The sequence below is a fragment of the Limnoraphis robusta CS-951 genome (assembly GCF_000972705.2).
Genome location: NZ_LATL02000339.1, coordinates 1 through 20,453, shown reverse-complemented (window position 1 = coordinate 20,453; position 20,453 = coordinate 1). Strand labels below are relative to the sequence as shown.

17 protein-coding genes and 3 pseudogenes are annotated in these 20,453 nt (G+C 42.5%); 10 read left to right on the top strand and 10 right to left on the bottom strand.

Annotation, left to right across the window (positions count from 1 at the left end):
* Positions 1–60: 60 nt before the first annotated feature.
* The 4 genes from WN50_RS28660 to WN50_RS28645 form a co-directional block, all read right to left on the bottom strand.
* Positions 61–1,267: alkaline phosphatase D family protein (locus WN50_RS28660; protein ID WP_235441167.1), on the bottom strand; the 1,207-nt coding region annotated here is incomplete at its 3' end.
* Positions 1,268–1,430: 163 nt separating this feature from the next.
* Positions 1,431–2,366 (bottom strand): class I SAM-dependent methyltransferase, encoded by a 936-nt coding sequence (locus WN50_RS28655; protein ID WP_046279007.1) that lies wholly within the window; start codon positions 2,364–2,366, stop codon positions 1,431–1,433.
* A gap of 149 nt (positions 2,367–2,515) precedes the next feature.
* Positions 2,516–3,367, bottom strand: coding sequence for an alpha/beta fold hydrolase (locus WN50_RS28650; RefSeq protein WP_200906375.1), 852 nt, complete (start codon positions 3,365–3,367; stop codon positions 2,516–2,518).
* Positions 3,368–3,462: 95 nt separating this feature from the next.
* Positions 3,463–4,188 (bottom strand): lysophospholipid acyltransferase family protein, encoded by a 726-nt coding sequence (locus WN50_RS28645; RefSeq protein ID WP_046279006.1) that lies wholly within the window; start codon positions 4,186–4,188, stop codon positions 3,463–3,465.
* 535 nt (positions 4,189–4,723) lie between these two features.
* On the opposite strand from WN50_RS28645, the pseudogene WN50_RS28640 reads away from it, so the two are divergent.
* The 9 genes and pseudogenes from WN50_RS28640 to WN50_RS28605 all read left to right on the top strand — a co-directional run.
* Positions 4,724–5,481: pseudogene (locus WN50_RS28640) on the top strand (methionine--tRNA ligase); the annotation flags it as partial.
* Between the two features lies 1 nt (position 5,482).
* Positions 5,483–5,891, top strand: a pseudogene (locus WN50_RS28635) (class I tRNA ligase family protein); the annotation flags it as partial.
* A gap of 1 nt (position 5,892) precedes the next feature.
* Positions 5,893–6,652: methionine--tRNA ligase (locus tag WN50_RS28630; protein ID WP_049561538.1), on the top strand; the 760-nt coding region annotated here is incomplete at its 5' end.
* Between the two features lie 110 nt (positions 6,653–6,762).
* Positions 6,763–7,179 (top strand): annotated as a pseudogene (locus WN50_RS31590) (LabA-like NYN domain-containing protein); the annotation flags it as partial.
* A 1-nt stretch (position 7,180) separates the two neighbouring features.
* Positions 7,181–7,575 (top strand): LabA-like NYN domain-containing protein (locus tag WN50_RS31585; RefSeq protein WP_152964956.1); only part of this gene is annotated, 395 nt, incomplete at its 5' end.
* A gap of 10 nt (positions 7,576–7,585) precedes the next feature.
* Positions 7,586–8,809, top strand: coding sequence for an LPS export ABC transporter periplasmic protein LptC (lptC, locus tag WN50_RS28620; protein ID WP_082172594.1), 1,224 nt, complete (start codon positions 7,586–7,588; stop codon positions 8,807–8,809).
* Between the two features lie 81 nt (positions 8,810–8,890).
* On the top strand, positions 8,891–9,475 hold the full coding sequence (locus WN50_RS28615; protein WP_046279003.1) for an IS607 family transposase: 585 nt from the start codon (positions 8,891–8,893) through the stop codon (positions 9,473–9,475).
* A complete protein-coding gene (locus tag WN50_RS28610; protein WP_235441166.1) occupies positions 9,462–10,292 on the top strand; it encodes an RNA-guided endonuclease InsQ/TnpB family protein in 831 nt (276 codons plus the stop codon). Before WN50_RS28615 ends, WN50_RS28610 begins: the two co-directional genes overlap by 14 nt.
* A gap of 83 nt (positions 10,293–10,375) precedes the next feature.
* Positions 10,376–10,948 (top strand): IS200/IS605 family accessory protein TnpB-related protein (locus tag WN50_RS28605; RefSeq protein ID WP_049561531.1); only part of this gene is annotated, 573 nt, incomplete at its 5' end.
* Positions 10,949–11,134: 186 nt separating this feature from the next.
* On the opposite strand, the gene WN50_RS28600 is transcribed toward WN50_RS28605, so the two are convergent.
* The 5 genes from WN50_RS28600 to WN50_RS28575 form a co-directional block, all read right to left on the bottom strand.
* Entirely contained in the window at positions 11,135–11,899 is a 765-nt protein-coding gene (locus tag WN50_RS28600; RefSeq protein WP_046279001.1) for a calcium-binding protein, read from the bottom strand.
* Positions 11,900–11,959: 60 nt separating this feature from the next.
* Positions 11,960–13,156, bottom strand: a complete 1,197-nt coding sequence (locus WN50_RS28595) for an RNA-guided endonuclease InsQ/TnpB family protein (RefSeq protein WP_046279013.1) — start codon at positions 13,154–13,156, stop codon at positions 11,960–11,962.
* 1,085 nt (positions 13,157–14,241) lie between these two features.
* Entirely contained in the window at positions 14,242–15,417 is a 1,176-nt protein-coding gene (locus WN50_RS28590) for an NAD-dependent epimerase/dehydratase family protein (RefSeq protein ID WP_046280537.1), read from the bottom strand.
* A gap of 285 nt (positions 15,418–15,702) precedes the next feature.
* The gene (locus tag WN50_RS28580; protein WP_046280536.1) at positions 15,703–16,293 is read right to left on the bottom strand and encodes a chromophore lyase CpcT/CpeT; all 591 of its coding nucleotides are present in this window, start codon (positions 16,291–16,293) and stop codon (positions 15,703–15,705) included.
* A gap of 39 nt (positions 16,294–16,332) precedes the next feature.
* Positions 16,333–17,430 (bottom strand): esterase-like activity of phytase family protein, encoded by a 1,098-nt coding sequence (locus WN50_RS28575; protein ID WP_235441169.1) that lies wholly within the window; start codon positions 17,428–17,430, stop codon positions 16,333–16,335.
* A gap of 1,575 nt (positions 17,431–19,005) precedes the next feature.
* On the opposite strand from WN50_RS28575, the gene WN50_RS36690 reads away from it, so the two are divergent.
* Positions 19,006–19,701, top strand: a complete 696-nt coding sequence (locus WN50_RS36690; protein ID WP_235441168.1) for a tetratricopeptide repeat protein — start codon at positions 19,006–19,008, stop codon at positions 19,699–19,701.
* On the opposite strand, the gene WN50_RS28565 is transcribed toward WN50_RS36690, so the two are convergent.
* Positions 19,679–20,453, bottom strand: a 775-nt coding sequence (locus tag WN50_RS28565) for a pentapeptide repeat-containing protein (RefSeq protein WP_049561516.1), incomplete at its 5' end; no start/stop codon positions are given. The two genes, WN50_RS36690 and WN50_RS28565, sit on opposite strands and share 23 nt — an antisense overlap.

Sequence of the window (20,453 nt, the reverse complement as noted above, 5' to 3'; positions counted from 1 at the left end):
TTATATTTTGTGTTAAAATCAACTTCAGTAATCGCTTGAGAAACTCTCGGCAAATCCGGNGCGTATCATTGACAAATTCTCCTTCTGTTCCAAAAATAGCCTGAGTTAATAAACGACTCGTTGGCGCAACTCCTCCCGCAAAATTATTAATTAAATTCTGATCATCCCAAACTGCATAAATCGGCGTTGATGATCCTAAATTTGCTAACGGATTAATTCCAGCCCGTTGAGACACTGTTTCATTATATTTTGTGTTAAAATCAACTTCAGTAATCGCTTGAGAAACTCTCGGCAAATCCGGCGATACGGTATCCGCAGAAATCGTATCACCCAGTTGGATAAAAAAGTCTAAATTGCGTTCAGGAACGTTAATTAAAGACGGATAAGGGGCTAATTCACCTTGCACGGTTCCACTCACGCCAAACCTTAATCCCCGTTGAACTTCTAGAGGCGGAACGGTTCTAAAACTTCCCACTTCGCTAGTTCCTAAAGCATTGGTAACGCGATAAAAATATTGAGTTCCCGGTGCTAAATTCCCCACTTCAATTTTAACTGGAGTCACAACATTATTAATCGGTTGGGTTTGTGATGTTATAATTTGATTAAAGTTGGGATCGGTTGCAACATCAAACTCAATCTCTCCCGGAACTGTGCTACGAGTTAATAGAATTGCCGAATTTTGTGTAACATCTCCCACCGCAACTTGGTTGGGAAACGGTGAATTATCCGGCGATAAAAATGCACTAAAATCTCTATTTTGAGTCGCACCAATATCGAGATAATGTTGAATTCCTGTCAGTTCATCTCGTACAACTGCAACGGCTACATCCGGGTTTTGAGATAAATAATAATTGGAATTATATAAAAGACTGGGAGGGCGATCTTCAAATTGACCAAATTTAACAAAGTGTTCAATCGCTGTTAAAACACCCTCGTTAACGGCTGTACTCACATCGGGATTTTGCGTTAAATAAAACTGCGTATCAAATAATATACTGGGGTTGCGTCTTTCAAATTGACCAAATTCGATAAAATGTTGAAAGCCATTATTAATAATCCCTTGCGTTACCGCATCCCGAATGGTTGGGTTAGCCGCTAAATAATCCAATTCATTATATAATGGACTCGGTTGGCGGACTTGAAACTGACCTGACTCAATAAAATGATCAAATCCACTTTCAATGATCCCCGCTTCCACCGCCGCTTTGACATCGGGATTATTTGCCAAATAAAAGGCTTCATTAAACAGATCTTCTGCATTTAACATAGTGGAAAAATAGGGAATTTTAGACGGGGATCATCTATACAGTAACCAGTGAACAGTAACCAGTGAACAGTGATAACTGTAAAAACTGGTAACTAATAACTAATAACTGTAAACTGTAAAAACTGGTCACTGGTTACTGTAAACTGTAAACAGTAAAAGCTGGTTACTGTAAACTGTTTAAAGCGATCGCTGTGCGATGACGAGGGCTATTATAATTTAAAGTGACAAGTTGAAAACCCGCATCTGTTAACGTTTGTTCTAAATTTAAACTAAAATATTCATCTAAATAGGGTTCAGTGCTTTTGAGTAACGTAAAAACATAAGGAGGCATTCGAGAAATGACTTCAGATTTAGGGTTCATATCCATAACTGCAATATAACCCCCCGGACGCAATAATCGTTTAGCTTCTTGAAAAATCTGTTGAGTCGCAACTTGCGGCAATTCGTGACAAACTAAACACAATGATACTAAATCAAAACTCTTTTCCGGTAAATTAGTGGCTTCTGCGGGCGCATGAACCCAAGTGGGTTGAGGATATCCTTGTTGCTGCCATTTTGGACTATTATATTGAGCAACAGCTAAAAAATAGGGCGACAAATCAACTCCGGTAATATTTGCTTGGGGATAAAGCTGTTGCAGGGAAAAGGTACTCATTCCCACACTGCATCCCAAGTCTACAATATCCTGTAAATTTGTCGGTAACGAAGCCCGTAAAACGTCGTTGTAACTCTGACGCAGACGGTGATCCCCGTCAACGCCCGCTTCGGGCCAGATTTTGGCATGAACCGCATAGGCGGCGACTTCGACTTCTACTGCGGCTTGCCAACTCAAATTTCCTTCATCGTAAGCATGAAACGGACGAAGGTAATATTCAGGATAGTTTAATTGGGGATTGTGGACTTGAGAAAATTCTGTATCCCAATTGCGTAAAAGTAGGGTTTGGGCTTGTTGACGCCAGGGGACACCCAGTTTTTCCGCCCGGTTGATCATCATCTGACGGGCTTGATGTTTGGCAAAATTAAATAAAGGTTTAACCGCGAGAAATCCATTAACTAAACGGGATGCGAGTCCGGGTTGAGAAGTGGTGCTGACAGTCATGCTTGTTTTTCACGTCTTTTAAACTCAACCCTATAGTTTGTCATCCAAACGGTCAACCTGGCAACTCTAGCACATAGTAGGCTGGGTCTAATGAGAGAACTTTCCCTAACTCCCGCGATATTAATGGGGTTTGACCCACCCTACTGCTGTTAACTTGCGATCGCCGCAATAGAATCGCTATACTCTCTCTGGAGTCCCTTGAGAAAGTTTTGTTGTTGCAAAATCTCAAGCAAATCAATGTCATTTTCCAGTAGACAAGCGTGGCCACTGCTGGGTAAAACCACCAAGCGAGTATGAGGCAGATGTTTCGCTAATAATTTGGCTTCTGTCACCGAAGGAAGTAATAAATCTGACGCACCTGCAATCACCAGCACAGGTTTTTTGAGTTGGCGGAGTCGGTGCGTATCGAGTGTAAAAGATTGCAGTAATTCAAGCCGCCAAGCTGATGTTTGTTGGGGAACAGATTTCATCGTTGTAATCAGGGCTTGGCGATCGGAGGGTGAAATCCGCCCTAAAGACGCCAAAAAAGGCAATAGACCCAGCACAGAAGCCGGATAAAACCATCCCGGCATAGATTGAGTTAAAAATGATCCCCACTGAAGCCAAGGTTGCTGCTTAAAAGATGAAGCGGGATTCACTAAAATCAGTCGCTCCATTAGATGCGGGGCTTTCAGGGCGATATTCAAAGCCAAGCACCCCCCAAAAGATTCTCCACAAATATAAACGGCTCGTTGCGGATTTCGGTTGAGTTCAGCCTTGATCAGTGCGATCGTTCGGGCTGTGAGAGTATTCCAGTTTGAGCGGTCATCTAGGGGAATATTCAGACAGCGAATATCAAAAACATTGGCTAACTGGGGGATCTGTTTGTGCAGCAGTAGACCCGTACCGTCCATTCCCGGTAAAAAGATAAATAACGGTAAATGGGGTTTGGCTGGTGTGGGTTTGAGAAAGCAGATGGTCTTGATACTTTGGTTTTGTTCGACGAACTCACTGGGGATCATTGGATTTTGTCAAGAGCGAGGTTGACGGCTGAAATCGGCTTTCTCAATTGAGCGAACCGATTACTTAAGCGGGTTAATTTTCCACGCCTAAGTGGTTAAACACAGCCCTGATGTAATAAGTTTGCAATTTCATCTTGGCAATATGCTGTTAAATTGGCAACAAGTTCTCGGGCTTGTTTGCCTCGATATTGCTGCTGCTGTTGGGGTTTGATCCAGTAGGGACGACCGATTAAAATATTAGCTCTTTTGTAAATCACCATTGGATGCCAACCGGATTGATCAAAGAGGGGTTCAGAAGGGTCAAACCAACTTAACAGGCGTAACGGGATACCGGAGCGAATCACTTGCTCATCAAAGGCGGCGATCGCCACGGGTAAAATTGCCAGATCATCAATGGGAACTCGCCAAGCGAGGTGAGCAAATCCCCTTTGAAAAGAACCGACATGATTGGCAGATGTGGCTTTGACCATCGGTTGGGCGCCTTCGGGAAATACACCCACCATTTCTTGATTTTGCAACAGTTGACTGGCTTGATGCAAAAAATGTTGGGAGCGCTGGGTAGGTTCTTGTAGGGGAAAAGCCCCTAATGTTGTGACAACATCCCGCAAGATTGGCACTTCACCCATATAGTGATGACAAGCAAAACGAATGGGACGACCTAGAGCGGCGGTTAACACCACTGGATCGAGAAAACTACGATGATTGCTCACGACCAATACCGCACTCCGGCGAGGAATCCGGTCTTCATTGTGCATAAATATTCGCGTTCCCAATGCCGTGAGCAACCAACGCGAAGTTTGCACGGTTTGATCTGAAGACATAATTAAGTATTTTTTTGAGTAGGTCTCAACTTGAGCAAAGGATTGTCATCTTAATATAACTTTACATTATGATCGATTATATCCTTCCTGGGCTGGGAATCCCTTCCCTCATTTTACCAAGTCCCTTCTCCTTTAACTCCCTCAACCTGTTGTTCAAAGACGATTATTCAGTAGAGTGAGAACTCTGAACAAAAATTAATAAAGTATTATAATCAGAAAGTTTGGTTGAAGTTAGTAACACTTGTCATTTGCAAAAATAGGACGTTTCTACTGATGTTGAGCAATTAACCCGAGTCAAAAGGTAATCAATTCAGTTTTATCCCTAAGCTATGATGAGAATTAGTTTTGAGTCAATCGACTTTGACCCAATTCAACAATTGCCAAAAATTCACTAGCGGAATGGGTATTGGGCTACTCCGCTATGGAAATTAGTACATTTAACATTAGACAGCCGGAAAGTGGCAAACCCCGCCCTGCTTTCCTCTCCTTCTTAGCGGATCAAGACCCCAGAAGGGATATCCAGCGGGAATATCTAATGAAACCAAAAGAGACAAAAAACTTATTTTCCTTAACGACCCCTCTCTACTATGTTAACGATGTGCCTCACGTGGGGAGTGCCTATACCACAATGGCCGCCGATGCAGTGGCTCGATTTCAACGGCTGCAAGGGAAATCTGTACTCCTGATCACCGGAACCGATGAGCATGGTCAAAAGATTCAGCGCACCGCCGAAAGTCTCAACCGTTCTCCTCAAGACCATTGTGATCAAATTGTCTCTAGCTTTGAAAGTCTGTGGCACAAACTCGATATTCAATATGATCGCTTTAGCCGGACTACGGCTTCTCGTCATGCTGAGATCGTCAAGGAGTTTTTCGGGCGGGTTTGGGACAAAGGGGATATCTATCTCAGTCAACAACAGGGTTGGTATTGTGTAGCCTGCGAAGAATTCAAAGAGGAACGGGAACTCATTGATCAAAAATACTGCCCCATTCATACGAATAAGCAAGTTGAATGGCGCGATGAACAAAATTATTTCTTCCGGCTTTCTAAGTACCAAAAGCAACTCGAAGCCCTCTACCAAGAGCGACCTGACTTTATCCAACCCGAAAGTCGTCGGAATGAAGTCGTCAGTTTTGTTAGTCAGGGTTTAGAGGATTTTTCGATTTCCCGTTTGAATGTTGATTGGGGATTTCCTGTTCCTGTTGATCCCAGCCAAACGATCTATGTCTGGTTTGATGCGCTCTTAGGTTATATCACTGCTTTACTTGATCCCGACAGTGAACCGACACTGGANCTGACTTTATCCAACCCGAAAGTCGTCGGAATGAAGTCGTCAGTTTTGTTAGTCAGGGTTTAGAGGATTTTTCGATTTCCCGTTTGAATGTTGATTGGGGATTTCCTGTTCCTGTTGATCCCAGCCAAACGATCTATGTCTGGTTTGATGCGCTCTTAGGTTATATCACTGCTTTACTTGATCCCGACAGTGAACCGACACTGGAGAATGCTTTATCTAAATGGTGGCCGATTAATTTGCATTTGATTGGCAAAGATATCTTGCGTTTTCATGCGGTTTATTGGCCAGCGATGTTAATGTCTGCTGATTTACCCCTGCCCGGTCGTATCTTTGGACACGGATTTCTCACTAAAGATGGTAAGAAGATGGGGAAAAGCTTGGGCAACACACTTAACCCTGTTGAGTTAGTNGTTAATGTCTGCTGATTTACCCCTGCCCGGTCGTATCTTTGGACACGGATTTCTCACTAAAGATGGTAAGAAGATGGGGAAAAGCTTGGGCAACACACTTAACCCTGTTGAGTTAGTTAGTCAGTTTGGAGCGGATGCAGTTCGCTATTATTTTCTCAAAGAGATAGAATTTGGACAGGACGGTGATTTCAATCTCACGCGGTTTGTCAACACGCTGAATGCTGATTTAGCCAACGACCTGGGGAATTTACTCAATCGAACACTCAGGATGGCTCACAAATACTTTGAAGGTCGCATTCCCAACGTTAGCGGTGCTGCCATTCCAGATGATCATCCTCTCAAATCTTACGCTGCCAATTTGGGTCAAACCGTCGCTCAAGGTTATGAGAGTTTAGCGTTCAGCGAAGTCTGTATTGCGACTTTAAACCTGGTGCAAGCGGGCAATAAATACATTGATGAGCAAGCCCCTTGGACGCTGTATAAGCAAGGAAAGCTAGATTTAGTTGGATCTGTACTTTATTCTGTCCTGGAATCTGTTAGACTAGCAGCTTATCTACTCTCTCCTATTACGCCTAATCTCAGCAATGAGATTTATCAGCAGCTAGGGTTCTCAATTGACTTCAATGACAAAACCACAGTTGAGACAGCAGTCCCCTTTGGGACTCATGCTAGATGGGGAGTATTGCCTGCCGAACAAGCGCTAGCCGAACCTCAACCGGTTTTCCAACGGTTGGAACTGCCAGAAACAGTTTCGTCATAGCCGGGCGCGATCGTTAAGCTTTACTTAAGATAACACATCTGTCTTCAATCTGACGACTTCACAACTCATTCAATAAACAATCCTTCGATAATAAACGAGGTATAAGAATCATGTTTAATCCCCTGAAAAACGGCGAAATTTTTACGCCTGAACAAGTTCTCGAAAATAGAGGCCGGGTTGCTATCTTTATTGATGGTTCCAATCTCTTCTATGCGGCTTTGCAATTGGGCATGGAGATTGACTACACTAAATTGTTGTGTCGGTTGACTGGGGGATCACGGTTATTGCGTTCATTTTTCTATACGGGTGTTGATCGCACCAATGAAAAACAGCAAGGGTTTCTCTTGTGGATGCGTCGCAATGGCTACCGGGTGATCGCCAAAGATTTAGTTCAACTTCCCGATGGCTCTAAAAAAGCGAATTTGGATGTAGAAATTGCGGTGGATATGCTGGCTTTAGTCGGTTCCTACGACACGGCGGTTTTGGTTAGTGGAGATGGAGATCTCGCCTACGCCGTTGACTGTGTGNAAGGGTTTCTCTTGTGGATGCGTCGCAATGGCTACCGGGTGATCGCCAAAGATTTAGTTCAACTTCCCGATGGCTCTAAAAAAGCGAATTTGGATGTAGAAATTGCGGTGGATATGCTGGCTTTAGTCGGTTCCTACGACACGGCGGTTTTGGTTAGTGGAGATGGAGATCTCGCCTACGCCGTTGACTGTGTGAGCTATAGAGGAGTACGGGTGGAAGTCGTGAGTTTGCGATCAATGACCAGTGATAGTTTAATTAACGTTGCCGATCGCTATATTGATCTCGAAAATATCAAGGAAGATATTCAGAAAAATCCTCGCAGCCCTAACAGCTATCCCTACCGTCCACTGTCTAGTATGAGTTTAATGGATCATCGCCAAATGGAGGGATCGTGAGATCACGAGCATGAATAGCAGGTGGGGATTTTTCAAATCGATCACGGTTAGAAATCAAGCTCAACCTCAACTTTTCCCGAGTATTGCCAGTCCTTTTTCTCGGGGAATTTTGGGGGTTGTGCTTGGGATCACGATTTTAGCAGGAGTTTCAGGCTGTACTCCCCCAGAGCTACCTGAAAATGAGGTCACTGAGACTCAACCTGCACCCGAAGAGGAATTTGACAATAGTTTGACCCTGGATGATGTTACCCTCGAACAGGCCAACGAGAAGGGGGAATTATTGTGGCGAGTCCAGTCCAACCAAGCAAGCTACAGTAAAGACAATCGCATTGCCAAGGTGACTAAGCCGGTTGGTGAACTGTTTCGCGATGGCAAACTGCTCTACAAAGTGCAAGCTGAAGTCGGAGAAGTTTATCAAGATAACAAGCGGATTGTCTTACGTGATAACATTGTTGCCACCGATATGGATCAGGGCTTAGTGTTGCGCGGAAATTTTTTAGAGTGGATCGTCGATCAGGAAATTTTGGTTGTTCGCAATGGAGTAACCGGAGAACACGAAGATCTGAATTTCCTTGCTTCAGAAGTACAAGCGTTTAACCGAGAAAAACGGATCGAGTTTTGGAATCAGGTGACGGTTAATGTCAAAGATCCAGTTGTTCAATTACGCACGGATCATGTGATTTGGCAGTGGGATCAAGAAAAACTGATTGCGGATCGGCGGGTGGAAGTCGATCGTTATCAGGATGAAACCGTTACGGATAGGGGTGTAGCCGGGGAAGCGATCATTGATCTGAAAACTCAATTCGCTGACCTGAAGAAAAATGTTCAAGTTGCGCTTTCAGAACCGCCTCTGCAAATTGCTAGTAATCAGATCAAATGGCATTATGAAGATGGAAAAATCGGCTCTCCCCAAGCTATTACGATTATCCATCGAGAGGAACAAGTGACGGTAACAGCGAACCAGGGATGGGGCGATCTCAAAGAAGAACAGTTCGATCTGGTGGGAAATGTAGTCGGGATCGGCCAAAAACGTCAATCTCAATTAAATACAGAGCAATTAACTTGGTCTGTCTCTCAACAACAGTTTCAGGCTCAAGGAAATGTTGTCTACCGTCAGATCGATCCCCCTTTGACTTTAATGGGGGATCAAGCGGTCGGCCAGTTTAGCAATGATACCATTATCGTCAGCAGGGGTTCTAGTGGGGGTCAGGTGGTGACAGAGTTTGTTCCCTAGTGGTATTGTTTACATTGATTAAGAATACGGAAAATAGCGGCAATATGCGGTAATCTATACATAGGTCGATAAGGTTAACGCATGAAATTATCAGATTATGCAAAAACTCAAGGCATCAGTTATAGAACAGCATGGAGCTGGTGGAAGAAAGGCATCATTAAAGGTCGTCAGCTTCCAACGGGAACCATACTAATTGAAACTGACGCAATTCCCCCATCATCCGTTGTTGCCTGCATCTATGCCAGAGTCTCCAGTTCAGAAAATAAAAGCAACCTAGATCGGCAAGCCGAAAGACTGTCTCAATACGCAGCAGCCAAAGGCTATACCCTTAACAAGGTTGTGAAAGAGGTGGGGAGCGGACTGAATGACAATCGCAAGAAATTAAATCAACTCTTGTTGGATAGAAGCTTCAATGTCTTAGTAGTAGAACACAAAGATCGCCTAACCAGATTCGGTGCTAAATACATCGAAATTCTTCTATCGGAAACAGATAGAAAACTGGAAGTCGTTAACGGTGTTCCTGATGACAAAGAAGATCTAATGACAGATTTTGCTCGTGTCATTACATCATTTTGTGCAAGGCTGTATGGAATGAGAAGAGCAAAGCGTAAGACAGAGAAACTCATTAGTGAGCTTCAGTCAAATGGAGACAATGAGACTGGTTGAGAAGCACGTAATTCGGAAAGTTGCTCGGGAATGGAAAGAGATTGATAGTTTAGCGTTTAAATCTAAAAATCTCTACAACCGAGCTAACTACGAAATTCGTCAGCATTTCTTTGAAACCAACCAAGTTCTCTCTTACAACGAGATGGCATCTCGAATGCAAGCCGAGGAATCGTATTGCGAATTGCCCCGCAAAGTTTCTCAGCAAGTTCTTCGTTGTTTAGACAGAAATTGGAAGGCGTGGAAAGAAGCGAATAAAGCTTATAAGAAAACTCCTTCCAAGTTCCTGGGCAAGCCTAGACTTCCTAAATACAAAGACAAGGAGAAGGGTCGCAATCTTCTGGTTTACACTATCCAAGCTATTAGCTCTAAAGAGTTGAAGAAAGGATGGGTGAAACCATCGGGGACAAACCTGATGATTTCTTGTAACAAGCAGAATATCAATGAGGTGAGAATTGTTCCCCGTCTTAACTACTATGTAGTTGAGATAATTTATGGGCAACCCGTTCAACAACTGGTAGACAGTGAAGCAATAGCAGGTGTAGATATCGGTCTTAATAACTTAGCGGCTGTAACTTCAAATCAAAAAGGTTTTAAGCCTTTCCTGATTAATGGCAGACCCGTTAAAGCAGTTAACAACTTCTACAATAAAAAGAAAGCCGAGCTTCAATCTCATCTCAAGGGAAACCGAAAAACTTCTAACAGAATTCAATGCTTATCAACTAAGCGAGGATTCAAGATAGATGACTATCTACATAAGTCCAGCCGTTTGATCATTAATCGATTAGTTGAGAGCAATATCTCAATAAATCTAGCATGAGGAACACTGGTAAAGTTTTGATTATTAACCTTACCGATATTGAGTTCCTGTTTCCAGTTCTCATTTTTTCCGATTACAAGAGNAACTTCTACAATAAAAAGAAAGCCGAGCTTCAATCTCATCTCAAGGGAAACCGAAAAACTTCTAACAGAATTCAATGCTTATCAACTAAGCGAGGATTCAAGATAGATGACTATCTACATAAGTCCAGCCGTTTGATCATTAATCGATTAGTTGAGAGCAATATCTCAACTCTTGTAATCGGAAAAAATGAGAACTGGAAACAGGAACTCAATATCGGTAAGGTTAATAATCAAAACTTTACCAGTGTTCCTCATGCTAGATTTATTGAGATGTTGACTTACAAGGCTCAGTTGGTTGGCATTAAGGTTGTCATCACCGAAGAATCCTACACTTCACTCGCTAGTTTTTTAGATGGAGATTCCCTTCCTGTTTACCGATCAGCAGAAGCTAAAAACGCAAAGTTTAGCGGTCGTCGCCTTAAGCGTGGGTTGTACAAATCAAAAATCGGCGTTAAATTTAACGCCGACATAAATGGAAGTTACAACATTATTCGCAAAGTAGTCCCAGATGCTTTTTGCAATGGGATAGAGGGTGTAGTAGTTCACCCAGTTAAGATTACTCTTACAAACTGATTTCNGATGCTTTTTGCAATGGGATAGAGGGTGTAGTAGTTCACCCAGTTAAGATTACTCTTACAAACTGATTTCCGTATTTTTCCGTGAAATTAGGAACTATTAGATGCAATCAGATGTAGAGGCGTTGATGTAGCGCCTCTACCCAATCAAAATAACTGCTAGACCGAACTCAAAGGGATTCTGTTAGACTAACAGAAAGTCATCCCCACTCAAAACATTCGCTTCAACACCCAGAAGAGTCGCCAGGTCGCCGCCAGAAACGCTAACAACCGCATCATCGCCGACTTGAGTGATAGACAACTCACTAAACGTCACATCCAAACCACCAATGCCAATCACATCTATACCGCTCTCAAAATCAGCAACAATGTTTTGACTGCTGGGAATAAATGCTGTGGCAACCCAGAACTGATCAGCACCGCCATCGCCACTCATCAGCGTTCCCCCATCGGTGGCAAATAGGCGATCGTCACCCGATCCCCCGAATAAACGATCATCACTACCCCCAATCAGGATATCATCACCAGGCCCGCCATAACTGCGGCTATTGCCTGAACTTCCAGAAGTATCGACTAAATCATCCCCATCTCCAGCAAAGGCGATCGCTTCGTCGTCAAAGATATTGAGTTCATCGTCATCGGGAGTTCCGAAAATCGTCTCTGAGGGAGGTGGTGAGTCCTCTTCTTGGTTGCCAAAGTCAATCCCTTCAACGTTTTCTTCTGCATTCAGTTGTACGGTGTAAGTGCCGGGAATTACCGGTCCACCAGATAAGGAGAAGTTATCTACAAGCAACCCGGTATTGCCTAGGGCATCCCCAACATCAACAACGCCAACACCGATGGTAAACGTACCCCCCTCCTCAAACGTGTAGCTGAAGCTGTCATATCCCGTTTCTTGGGGGAATACAAAAGTGCTAGAAGCATCTAAGGGAGTGACTTCTCCCAACACCAAAACTTCGTTTATGGTACGGGCTTCTTAACCTCACAGTTAAGAGTTCCTGCGTTGCACTTACCTAGTTTCCCCCGGTAGTACGCAGTCAGCAGGCAGTTTTCTTTCCCCAATAGTCCCTGGGTACTTTTTAATTCCACGATTACAGATTACCTCGGCTGAGGCAATATCACGATTGTTTGAATACCCACATTCATCGCAAGTATGCCAACGAATTGAAAGTTTATTATCCCATTCGTTACCACAATTAGGACATTGCTTAGATGTTCCTCTGTGATCAACAACTGCAAAGAACTTTCCTCTCTTCCAACATACCCACTTCAACAATTCTCGAAACTGCCCAAAACTTGCATCTAGAGAATGTTTACCTAGAAATCCTTTAGCCATGACTCTATAATCAATGTCTTCAACAAAGATTGAGTCAGCTTGATCACAAAGTTGATGGGCTATCTTTAAGTGAAAATCTTTTCGCGTGTTTGCTATTTTGTGATGTAATCGTGCAACCTTAATTTGTGCTTTCTCCCAATTCTTAGACCGCTTTTGTTTACGAGAGGCTCTACGTTGCAGCAATTTAAGCTGGCGTTGTAAATCTACAAAAAACTTAGGTCTAGAAATAGTTAATCTATCTGATGTTGCCAGAAAATCAATCAACCCAACATCTACACCAATGGCTCGTCCGAAAGAAGGGGGATCTGGGACTATAACATCAGCTTGAATTGTGATGACAACAAACCATTTAGTTCCCCTACATCTAGATACAACTCTCACACCTTTGATTTTAAATCCATCAGGTATTTCACGGTGCAAGTTGATATCTACAAGCCCAATCTTGGGAAGCTTAAGTTGACCTCCTTTGATTGGATTAGTTGCAAATTGAGGGAACAAAAACGATTGATAGCGACCATACTTTTTAAAACGTGGAAAACCCCGCCCTCTCTGTCTGAAAGATTCCCAAGAGTTGTGTAAGCGTTTAACAACATCCTGGGTGACTTGTGAATGAACTTCTTTGAGTTCTGGTTCAGTTTTTTTCCACTGGGTTAACTGTCGCTTTTGCTCCATGTAACCAGGAAATGGAATATCAAGAGATATAATATATTCCCGGTTAATTGAGCATCTATCAATCAGACACTTCCGACTGTTCATCCAGTCTTTTAAGTCTCGCAGACAACGATTATAAAGTCGTCTACAAGTCTCTAGCCAACTCAACATTAATTTTTGTTGAGCCGCACTAGGATAAATTCGGTAAGTGTAGTTCATTGTTAGTACCATCAACTATATCTTAGCATCGCAGAGGTTCAGTGCTAACTGTTTTCGGGGCATCGTAGCAAGATCCGCTACGCGGTACCCCCAAAAACTGTTTTGGGGATGTCCATGTATCCCGACACTAAAACTTCGTTTATGCTGCGGGGCTTATTGCTTCCCCAAACCCCACCAAAAAGCTAAATGTATCTGCTAAAACAGCTCGTTTGTCGGATTCCTCTTTTATGAGGTCTTCGGAAGCTCGCTCATCAAACATTGTATTAGCCTCAATTGAATTTTTCTTTGAAATAGCACTACAGCTCAGGAACTACACTGCTTGTTAGAGTAATAGTTGTCTGTAGCCCTACTTGATGAAATTGGTATTCGCTGTTGGTTGATTAACCTAGCGAGCGATGTTCTATAGGCTTTTCTGAACTTGCTCTACTTTTTTTCGGAAATTTTGCTTTTTTTTGAAAAGATGTTGATTTAGCCTCAAACAACGTAGTCAGACCGGATTCAAGTTAACCGTCAAGACAAGTAATATCATGTCCGGTTGAACAGTTATAAATAAACGACAACAGAGGAGTCAGGAGTCAGGAGTCAGGAGTCAGGAGTAAATAAAGAAGANGGTTGAACAGTTATAAATAAACGACAACAGAGGAGTCAGGAGTCAGGAGTCAGGAGTCAGGAGTAAATAAAGAAGAAGAAAGAAGAGGAGAAGGAGAAAGTTTTTTATCACTAATTATCCGGACATGATATCATACTAAATCCGCTTCTTCTACCTCTCTTATTTTTAGAGCTTGGATTTTTGATGGAACGGGATTTAATCAATGTTTATAAAGAAGTTTAGACAAGCGGATTTTGTATGAACAGTCCAGAGTGTCGTTAATACAGAACTGTAACGTAGTGAATCTTTTTGTCTTCGTGTCTTCGTGGTGAGTTTCTCTAGGAAATATGTGTCTTGATACTTTAATATATATGGAATATGTAGAGACGTTATATACAATACCTCTACCCAATAATTGACTATTAACTGAAAAAGTTGGGTTTCACAATGTTCAACCCAACCTACTCTAGGAATGCGTTTGAATATCCGTTTCCGATTATTTTGCCATCTTCGCTGAACCGGGATTTCGCCAAGAAACTTTCGGTAAAATTTCGTTCTTGTCAACCCGATTCTTATATTTCATTGCAAAGTTCAACAACGAATCTAACAGGGAATCAGACAGATAATGAGGTTGTAATCCCAAATCCAACAAATTGGTATTTTTGGCGTTGAAATAATGATTTTCTAGTTCAACCCGGGGATTTTCCATATTTTGAATATCAACATCTAACCCCACTGCATTTCCGGCTTTCTTGACCATCATGGCTAAATCGCCAACGCTAAACATTTCGGTAAACTGGTTAAAGACACGGAATTGACCGGGTTCTGCGGGAGTCGCAATGGCTAATTCCACACAACGAACCGTATCCCGAATATCAAGAAATGCCCTAGTTTGTCCGCCTTTGCCATAAACGGTAAGCGGATGACCAATAGCGGCTTGAATACAGAAACGGTTTAAAGCAGTTCCAAATACACCATCATAGTCGAGACGATTAATCAACATTTCATCCATCCCGGTTTCATCGGTGAGAACCCCATAAACCACCCCTTGGTTTAAATCCGTCGCCCGTAGACCCCAGATTTTACACGCAAAATGGATATTATGGCTATCGTGAACCTTTGACAAATGATAGAAACTTCCGGGTTGCTTGGGATAGGGTAAAGTATCCTTACGCCCGTTGTGTTCAATGGTGATATAACCTTCTTCGATATCAATATTCGGAGTCCCGTATTCACCCATCGTTCCCAGTTTCACCAGATGACTGTCGGGGAAATGTTCGCGCATTGCGTATAAAATATTCAAAGTTCCCACGACGTTGTTAACTTGGGTGAGAACCGCGTGTTCCCGGTCTATCATGGAAAAGGGCGCTGACCGTTGTTCTCCGAAGTGAACAATCGCTCCGGGTTCAAACTCGAGTAAACTATCGAGCAGGAAGCTATAGTCGTTGATATCGCCCACATACAGGTCGATAGACTTCCCCGTTAAATCTTTCCAGCGTTGAATGCGTTGATGAATGGGTGCGATTGGGGTTAGGGTATCAATACAAAGCTGTTGATCCCAGTGTCGCCGGACTAAGTTATCTAATATCCCAACTTCATAGCCTCGGTTGGATAAATGGAGGGCTGTCGCCCAACCGCAGTAGCCATCACCACCAATTACCAGAACTTTCATAAACTCAATTGCATCTCGGTTTGCTGATACTGGGTTAATGTATCAGGAATTGGTACCCTGTGGACTGTTTTGTTTAAGTTGATTAAATTTTGANGTCGCCGGACTAAGTTATCTAATATCCCAACTTCATAGCCTCGGTTGGATAAATGGAGGGCTGTCGCCCAACCGCAGTAGCCATCACCACCAATTACCAGAACTTTCATAAACTCAATTGCATCTCGGTTTGCTGATACTGGGTTAATGTATCAGGAATTGGTACCCTGTGGACTGTTTTGTTTAAGTTGATTAAATTTTGACTTCTGACGCGAAACTCGCCCAACGCACAAATTCAAAGGGTCCGGCGACTGATCCCCAAATATGTTCATCGGTTTCGGGGTCTCGTCCTCGGTCATGGCTAACCATGCGGTTTTCATAGACTTCAAACCAACTATCGAGATAGGTGAGTTGACCTTTGCGTTCTACCATACACCCTTTTCCGGGTTCGACTTCTGCTTTGAAGCTGTGACCTGTCCAACGGGTGATAAAGCTACAACAGGGGAGTTTTTTTATTTGTTCCCGTTTGAGGTCTTTGAGGCGTTCTGGTTGACGGGAGGCACCGTAAAATTGATCTTGGTTATCAATGGAGTAGTTTTCGATCTCGATATAATCTTCCCGAGGAATGAATTTGAGAATTCGCACGCGATAGGGTTGATTCAGGATATAATCATAGGCCTGTTCGAGGTAGAGACTCACTCCGTCTAATAATTCTGTCGGTAACGGACGCATACAGACGCGAATATGCGCGAAAAAGGGCGGGTTTTCAAACGCCTGGGGTTGGTTGCTAAAATCAGAAGCCATCCAACGGGCTAAGGTGGCGATATCGGTTGAATGAGTCATTTTTCAGGAATTCGTAAATTTTTGATTAGGATAGCAAATTCAAGTTTGCTTGAGGCTGAATAACAAAAATTCTGTCGTTTCACTGTCATTCTCACTCATTAACAGTAAACTCTGACTACCATCAGCTAAACGGGGTCCTAATGTCATACTGGTGAGAGGATGAAGGGGAATGTTGAGTTGCTTGAAGTCGAGTAACAGTTTTTTCCGCAGGGGTTGAACTTTTCCCAGTTGTCCGCGTAAACTGGCTATTCTAGAGGTATCGGTGGCATCTCCTGTAAAGACTTGATAAATTTGACTCGAGGAGGGCGATCGCTCTAAACTGAGAAAGTATCCGCCTTGATTGAGAGCAACAATATCTGCTAACTGATGAGGTGAGGTTTCATCTGTTTCTAAGGGATAAAGATTTTCGGAGACGAGAAAAGATGCGCGATCGGCGATAACATAATGTAAGATTCGCAGTTTTGTTGCTGTATTAATATCAGTATCTTGAACTAAGGGTGCTGCGGTGGTCACAAATAACCGAAACGGATCTTTTCCACCCGGACTAAAGCCATCCGGTGCAATACTCATCGATTTAAACCCCAAGTTGGCTTGAATTCCTTGTTGTTGTTTTTCGTCTTCAATTGTAGGAATATAACTCGGCGGAATGGGAACGGTATTGCGAAGTTTTCCGGTTTGGAGATCAAATTCTCCAATCAAGGGTAAAGTCTGATTTTCTTCGATATTTTCTAGGGCGATAAATACTGAGTTTCGGGGCGAAAAGGTGAGGCTTTCGAGGTGAGTTGTCGTTGGGGGGAGAGGTAAACCCGACTGATCTTTGAGAATCGTTTCATTTTCGAGATTTACCTGATTTAAGGTAATCTGATCTTCTGAGGAGAAATCAAATTTTAGCGTGTAAAATTCTGGGGCATTTTCAGCCAAAGCATAGAAATGTGTTCCCGGTGTTGTACTATCGCTATAGCCGGGAAGTTCGTAGGTAATGGCAGATAGATGACTAATAGAATTATTATTAAATTCGCTAGGTTTGGGGAGTGAATATTCTCCTAAAAAGTCTAGGGAGAAGTCGAGAAATATTCGATCTTCTGCGGAAACTTGAGGTAACGCGCAGGATGTCAGGAGCGTTAAGAGTAAAATCATCGATCCCACAGACTGAAAGAGACGATGATGCCATTGACGCTGAATCACCTGGTGCTGAGCTGCACTGGGTTTGCTGTCGTTGTGTTTGTTCCCGATGCTTTTCTCAACCATCGCTGCTATTAACCCATGCTTTCGCTTAGCACTGGGATACCCGTTNGATAGATGACTAATAGAATTATTATTAAATTCGCTAGGTTTGGGGAGTGAATATTCTCCTAAAAAGTCTAGGGAGAAGTCGAGAAATATTCGATCTTCTGCGGAAACTTGAGGTAACGCGCAGGATGTCAGGAGCGTTAAGAGTAAAATCATCGATCCCACAGACTGAAAGAGACGATGATGCCATTGACGCTGAATCACCTGGTGTTGTGATGCAGTGGGTTTGATGTTGTTGTGTTTGTTCACGATGCTTTTCTCAACCATCGCTGATATTATCCCATGCTTTCGCTTAGGCGTGGGAACACCGTTGAAATAAACTTCCCGGCTGCGATCGCCGATGGGGATTTTTTGTCGAAGTTCAACCTTGCCTTAAGTTCTCGTTTGTGCCAGAATCTATTGCAGTCTGGGCGGTTTGGCTTCTGTGATCTGTTGTGAACAAATCCGCTTTCGTCGCCGTCATCTTAAAATAGGTGACAATATGCCTAAATTGTACCCTATTGACAGTATAAACCATTTTTTCAGATTTTTACTGTTAAATTTAGACAATTTTTAGGAAATCAATTGATTGCTTGATAGAATTCTATGACAGGTAACATAACGCGAATTTGGTGCATTGTATTTTTGACGCTAATCAGTGTAATCTTCGGGATAAACAGTAGCAGTTTAACCGCTCTTTCTCAAGAAAACAACAGCCCTGAAGCCGAAGAAAATACTCAAGTTCTCGATCAATTTTCACCCAGTCCTTTAGAAAGTACCGAACCTGATCCATTGTTACCTAATCCTCCACCTGTTGGAGAAATATTGAGTGAAACACAACAGGAAAAACTGGCACCAGAATTAGATAAACTGAATGCAGAAGCGTTACTTTTACTCGAACAACAAGATGCTTTTGGTGCGTTTAGTTTATGGAGTCGGGAATTAAGATTACGGCGTTATTTTGGGTTATTACCGGAAATTGCAGCTTTACAACGAGTGGGTTTAATTGCATGGAATAACAGTCAACGTCTCTATCTTAAGTTCCTTGTAGAACGGTTAGAAACTATTTTACAACAGGTTAACTCTGAAGAAACGTTAAATCTTGAAATATTAGAAGCGTTAGGTACAGCTTTCAAAGAAACTCGGGAAAAAGAATCTGCGATTGAAANGTTATTACCGGAAATTGCAGCTTTACAACGAGTGGGTTTAATTGCATGGAATAACAGTCAACGTCTCTATCTTAAGTTCCTTGTAGAACGGTTAGAAACTATTTTACAACAGGTTAACTCTGAAGAAACGTTAAATCTTGAAATATTAGAAGCGTTAGGTACAGCTTTCAAAGAAACTCGGGAAAAAGAATCTGCGATTGAAACTTATCAAATTTTACTCGATTATGCGCGTCAACAGCAAGATCTTCTCAAAGAAGAACAGGCGTTAAGTGAAATGGGTCAAGTTTATCTGAGTTGGTTAGATTATCAGCCAGCAGCGCAAGCCTATGAACAATTATTAGAAACGCAACAACAGATTAAATTATTGCGAAGTGAAGGCATTTTACCGCCACCACCTCCCCCGCAAGTGAATGCAGAAGGTGAAACAGTTAATCAACCGAGTGAAGTCATCTCTCTTCAAGAGTTATCCTTTATTTATGAACAGTTAGATCAACCGTTAAAATCCATCGCCGCTAAAGAACGATTAGTGGGTTACTATTCTCAATTGCAAAATTTACAACCGATTCCGAATTTAAAATTAGCAATTGGTTTAAACTATGAAAAACTCGGTCAATTTCAGCAAGCCAGTCAGAATTATCAAGAGGCTTATACAATAGCTACACCGATTCAGCAACTCGCCAATGCCAGCGACGCCTTGGGGAGATTAGCTCGATTATATCGCGCTCAAAACCAAAGTCAAACTGCTCTTGAATTATACCAAGCCCAGTTGTTAATTGAGCAGCAATCCTACAATTTTTATGGAATGATGGATGCTTATGATAACATCGGTCAGATTTATTTTGATCAAAGAGCCTATCAACGAGCTTTAGCGGCTTATCAACAAGGCTTACAAATTGCTCAACAGTTGAAATATCGAGAAGATCATTTCGTTAAACGGATTGAAGTTGTTAATCGACAAATTGCTCCGTAAGGGTTTCGTGACCGATATCGACTTGATCTAAGTGTAATTGATGTTTGAGAAAATCGGGCAATCCTGAACAGTTTTCAAAGGTTGCTCCTTGTAGATCCGTTTGGGTTAAAAAACTACCAAATAAATTGCTATTGACTAAGTTAGCATGAGAAAGATTAGCTTGCATCAACTCCGCATGGCGAATTGAAGCATAGCTTAGATTGGCTTGAGAGAGGTTTGTTTGTGTTAAATTTGCTCGGGTTAAATCGGCGTGAGACAGGTTAGCCTGAGTTAAATTTGCATGAGAAAAGTTGGTATGTCGCAGGTAGCTATAACTCAGGTTTGTTTCTGGCAATTGGGCGGCGTAGAGGTTAGCGCCACTGAAATTAACTTTCACTAAATTGGCTTGAGAGAGGTTAACGTGGCTTAAACTTGCACGATACAGGTTTGCGCCTCTGAGGTAAGCGTGATCAAGGTTGGCTTGGTTGAGGTTAACTTGTTTAAGATCGGCATAAGAAAGGTTCGCACCTCGTAAGTCAGCACCTCGTAAATTAGCACCTCGTAAGTTAGCATAACTGAGATTAGCACCTTGCAAATTGGCACCTTTGAGGTTGGCACATTCTAAATTAGCCCGAGATAAATTGGTTTGACTTAAATTCGCAGCATTCAAACTTGCCGCCATTAAATTAGCTGCGTGTAAATTGGCACCTTTGAGGTTGGCATGACCTAATTTTGCACTGGTTAAACTGGCATTGGTGAGGTTTGTTTCTTGG

What these genes read in the sequence shown, in the direction of transcription:
- WN50_RS28655 (WP_046279007.1), bottom strand. Translation starts at nt 2,366, where the DNA reads ATGACTGTCAGCACCACTTCTCAACCCGGACTCGCATCCCGTTTAGTT.
- WN50_RS28650 (WP_200906375.1), bottom strand. Translation starts at nt 3,367, where the DNA reads ATGATCCCCAGTGAGTTCGTCGAACAAAACCAAAGTATCAAGACCATC.
- WN50_RS28645 (WP_046279006.1), bottom strand. Translation starts at nt 4,188, where the DNA reads ATGTCTTCAGATCAAACCGTGCAAACTTCGCGTTGGTTGCTCACGGCA.
- lptC (WP_082172594.1), top strand. Translation starts at nt 7,586, where the DNA reads ATGAATAGCAGGTGGGGATTTTTCAAATCGATCACGGTTAGAAATCAA.
- WN50_RS28615 (WP_046279003.1), top strand. Translation starts at nt 8,891, where the DNA reads ATGAAATTATCAGATTATGCAAAAACTCAAGGCATCAGTTATAGAACA.
- WN50_RS28610 (WP_235441166.1), top strand. Translation starts at nt 9,462, where the DNA reads ATGAGACTGGTTGAGAAGCACGTAATTCGGAAAGTTGCTCGGGAATGG.
- WN50_RS28595 (WP_046279013.1), bottom strand. Translation starts at nt 13,156, where the DNA reads ATGAACTACACTTACCGAATTTATCCTAGTGCGGCTCAACAAAAATTA.
- WN50_RS28590 (WP_046280537.1), bottom strand. Translation starts at nt 15,417, where the DNA reads ATGAAAGTTCTGGTAATTGGTGGTGATGGCTACTGCGGTTGGGCGACA.
- WN50_RS28580 (WP_046280536.1), bottom strand. Translation starts at nt 16,293, where the DNA reads ATGACTCATTCAACCGATATCGCCACCTTAGCCCGTTGGATGGCTTCT.
- WN50_RS28575 (WP_235441169.1), bottom strand. Translation starts at nt 17,430, where the DNA reads ATGATTTTACTCTTAACGCTCCTGACATCCTGCGCGTTACCTCAAGTT.
- WN50_RS36690 (WP_235441168.1), top strand. Translation starts at nt 19,006, where the DNA reads ATGGGTCAAGTTTATCTGAGTTGGTTAGATTATCAGCCAGCAGCGCAA.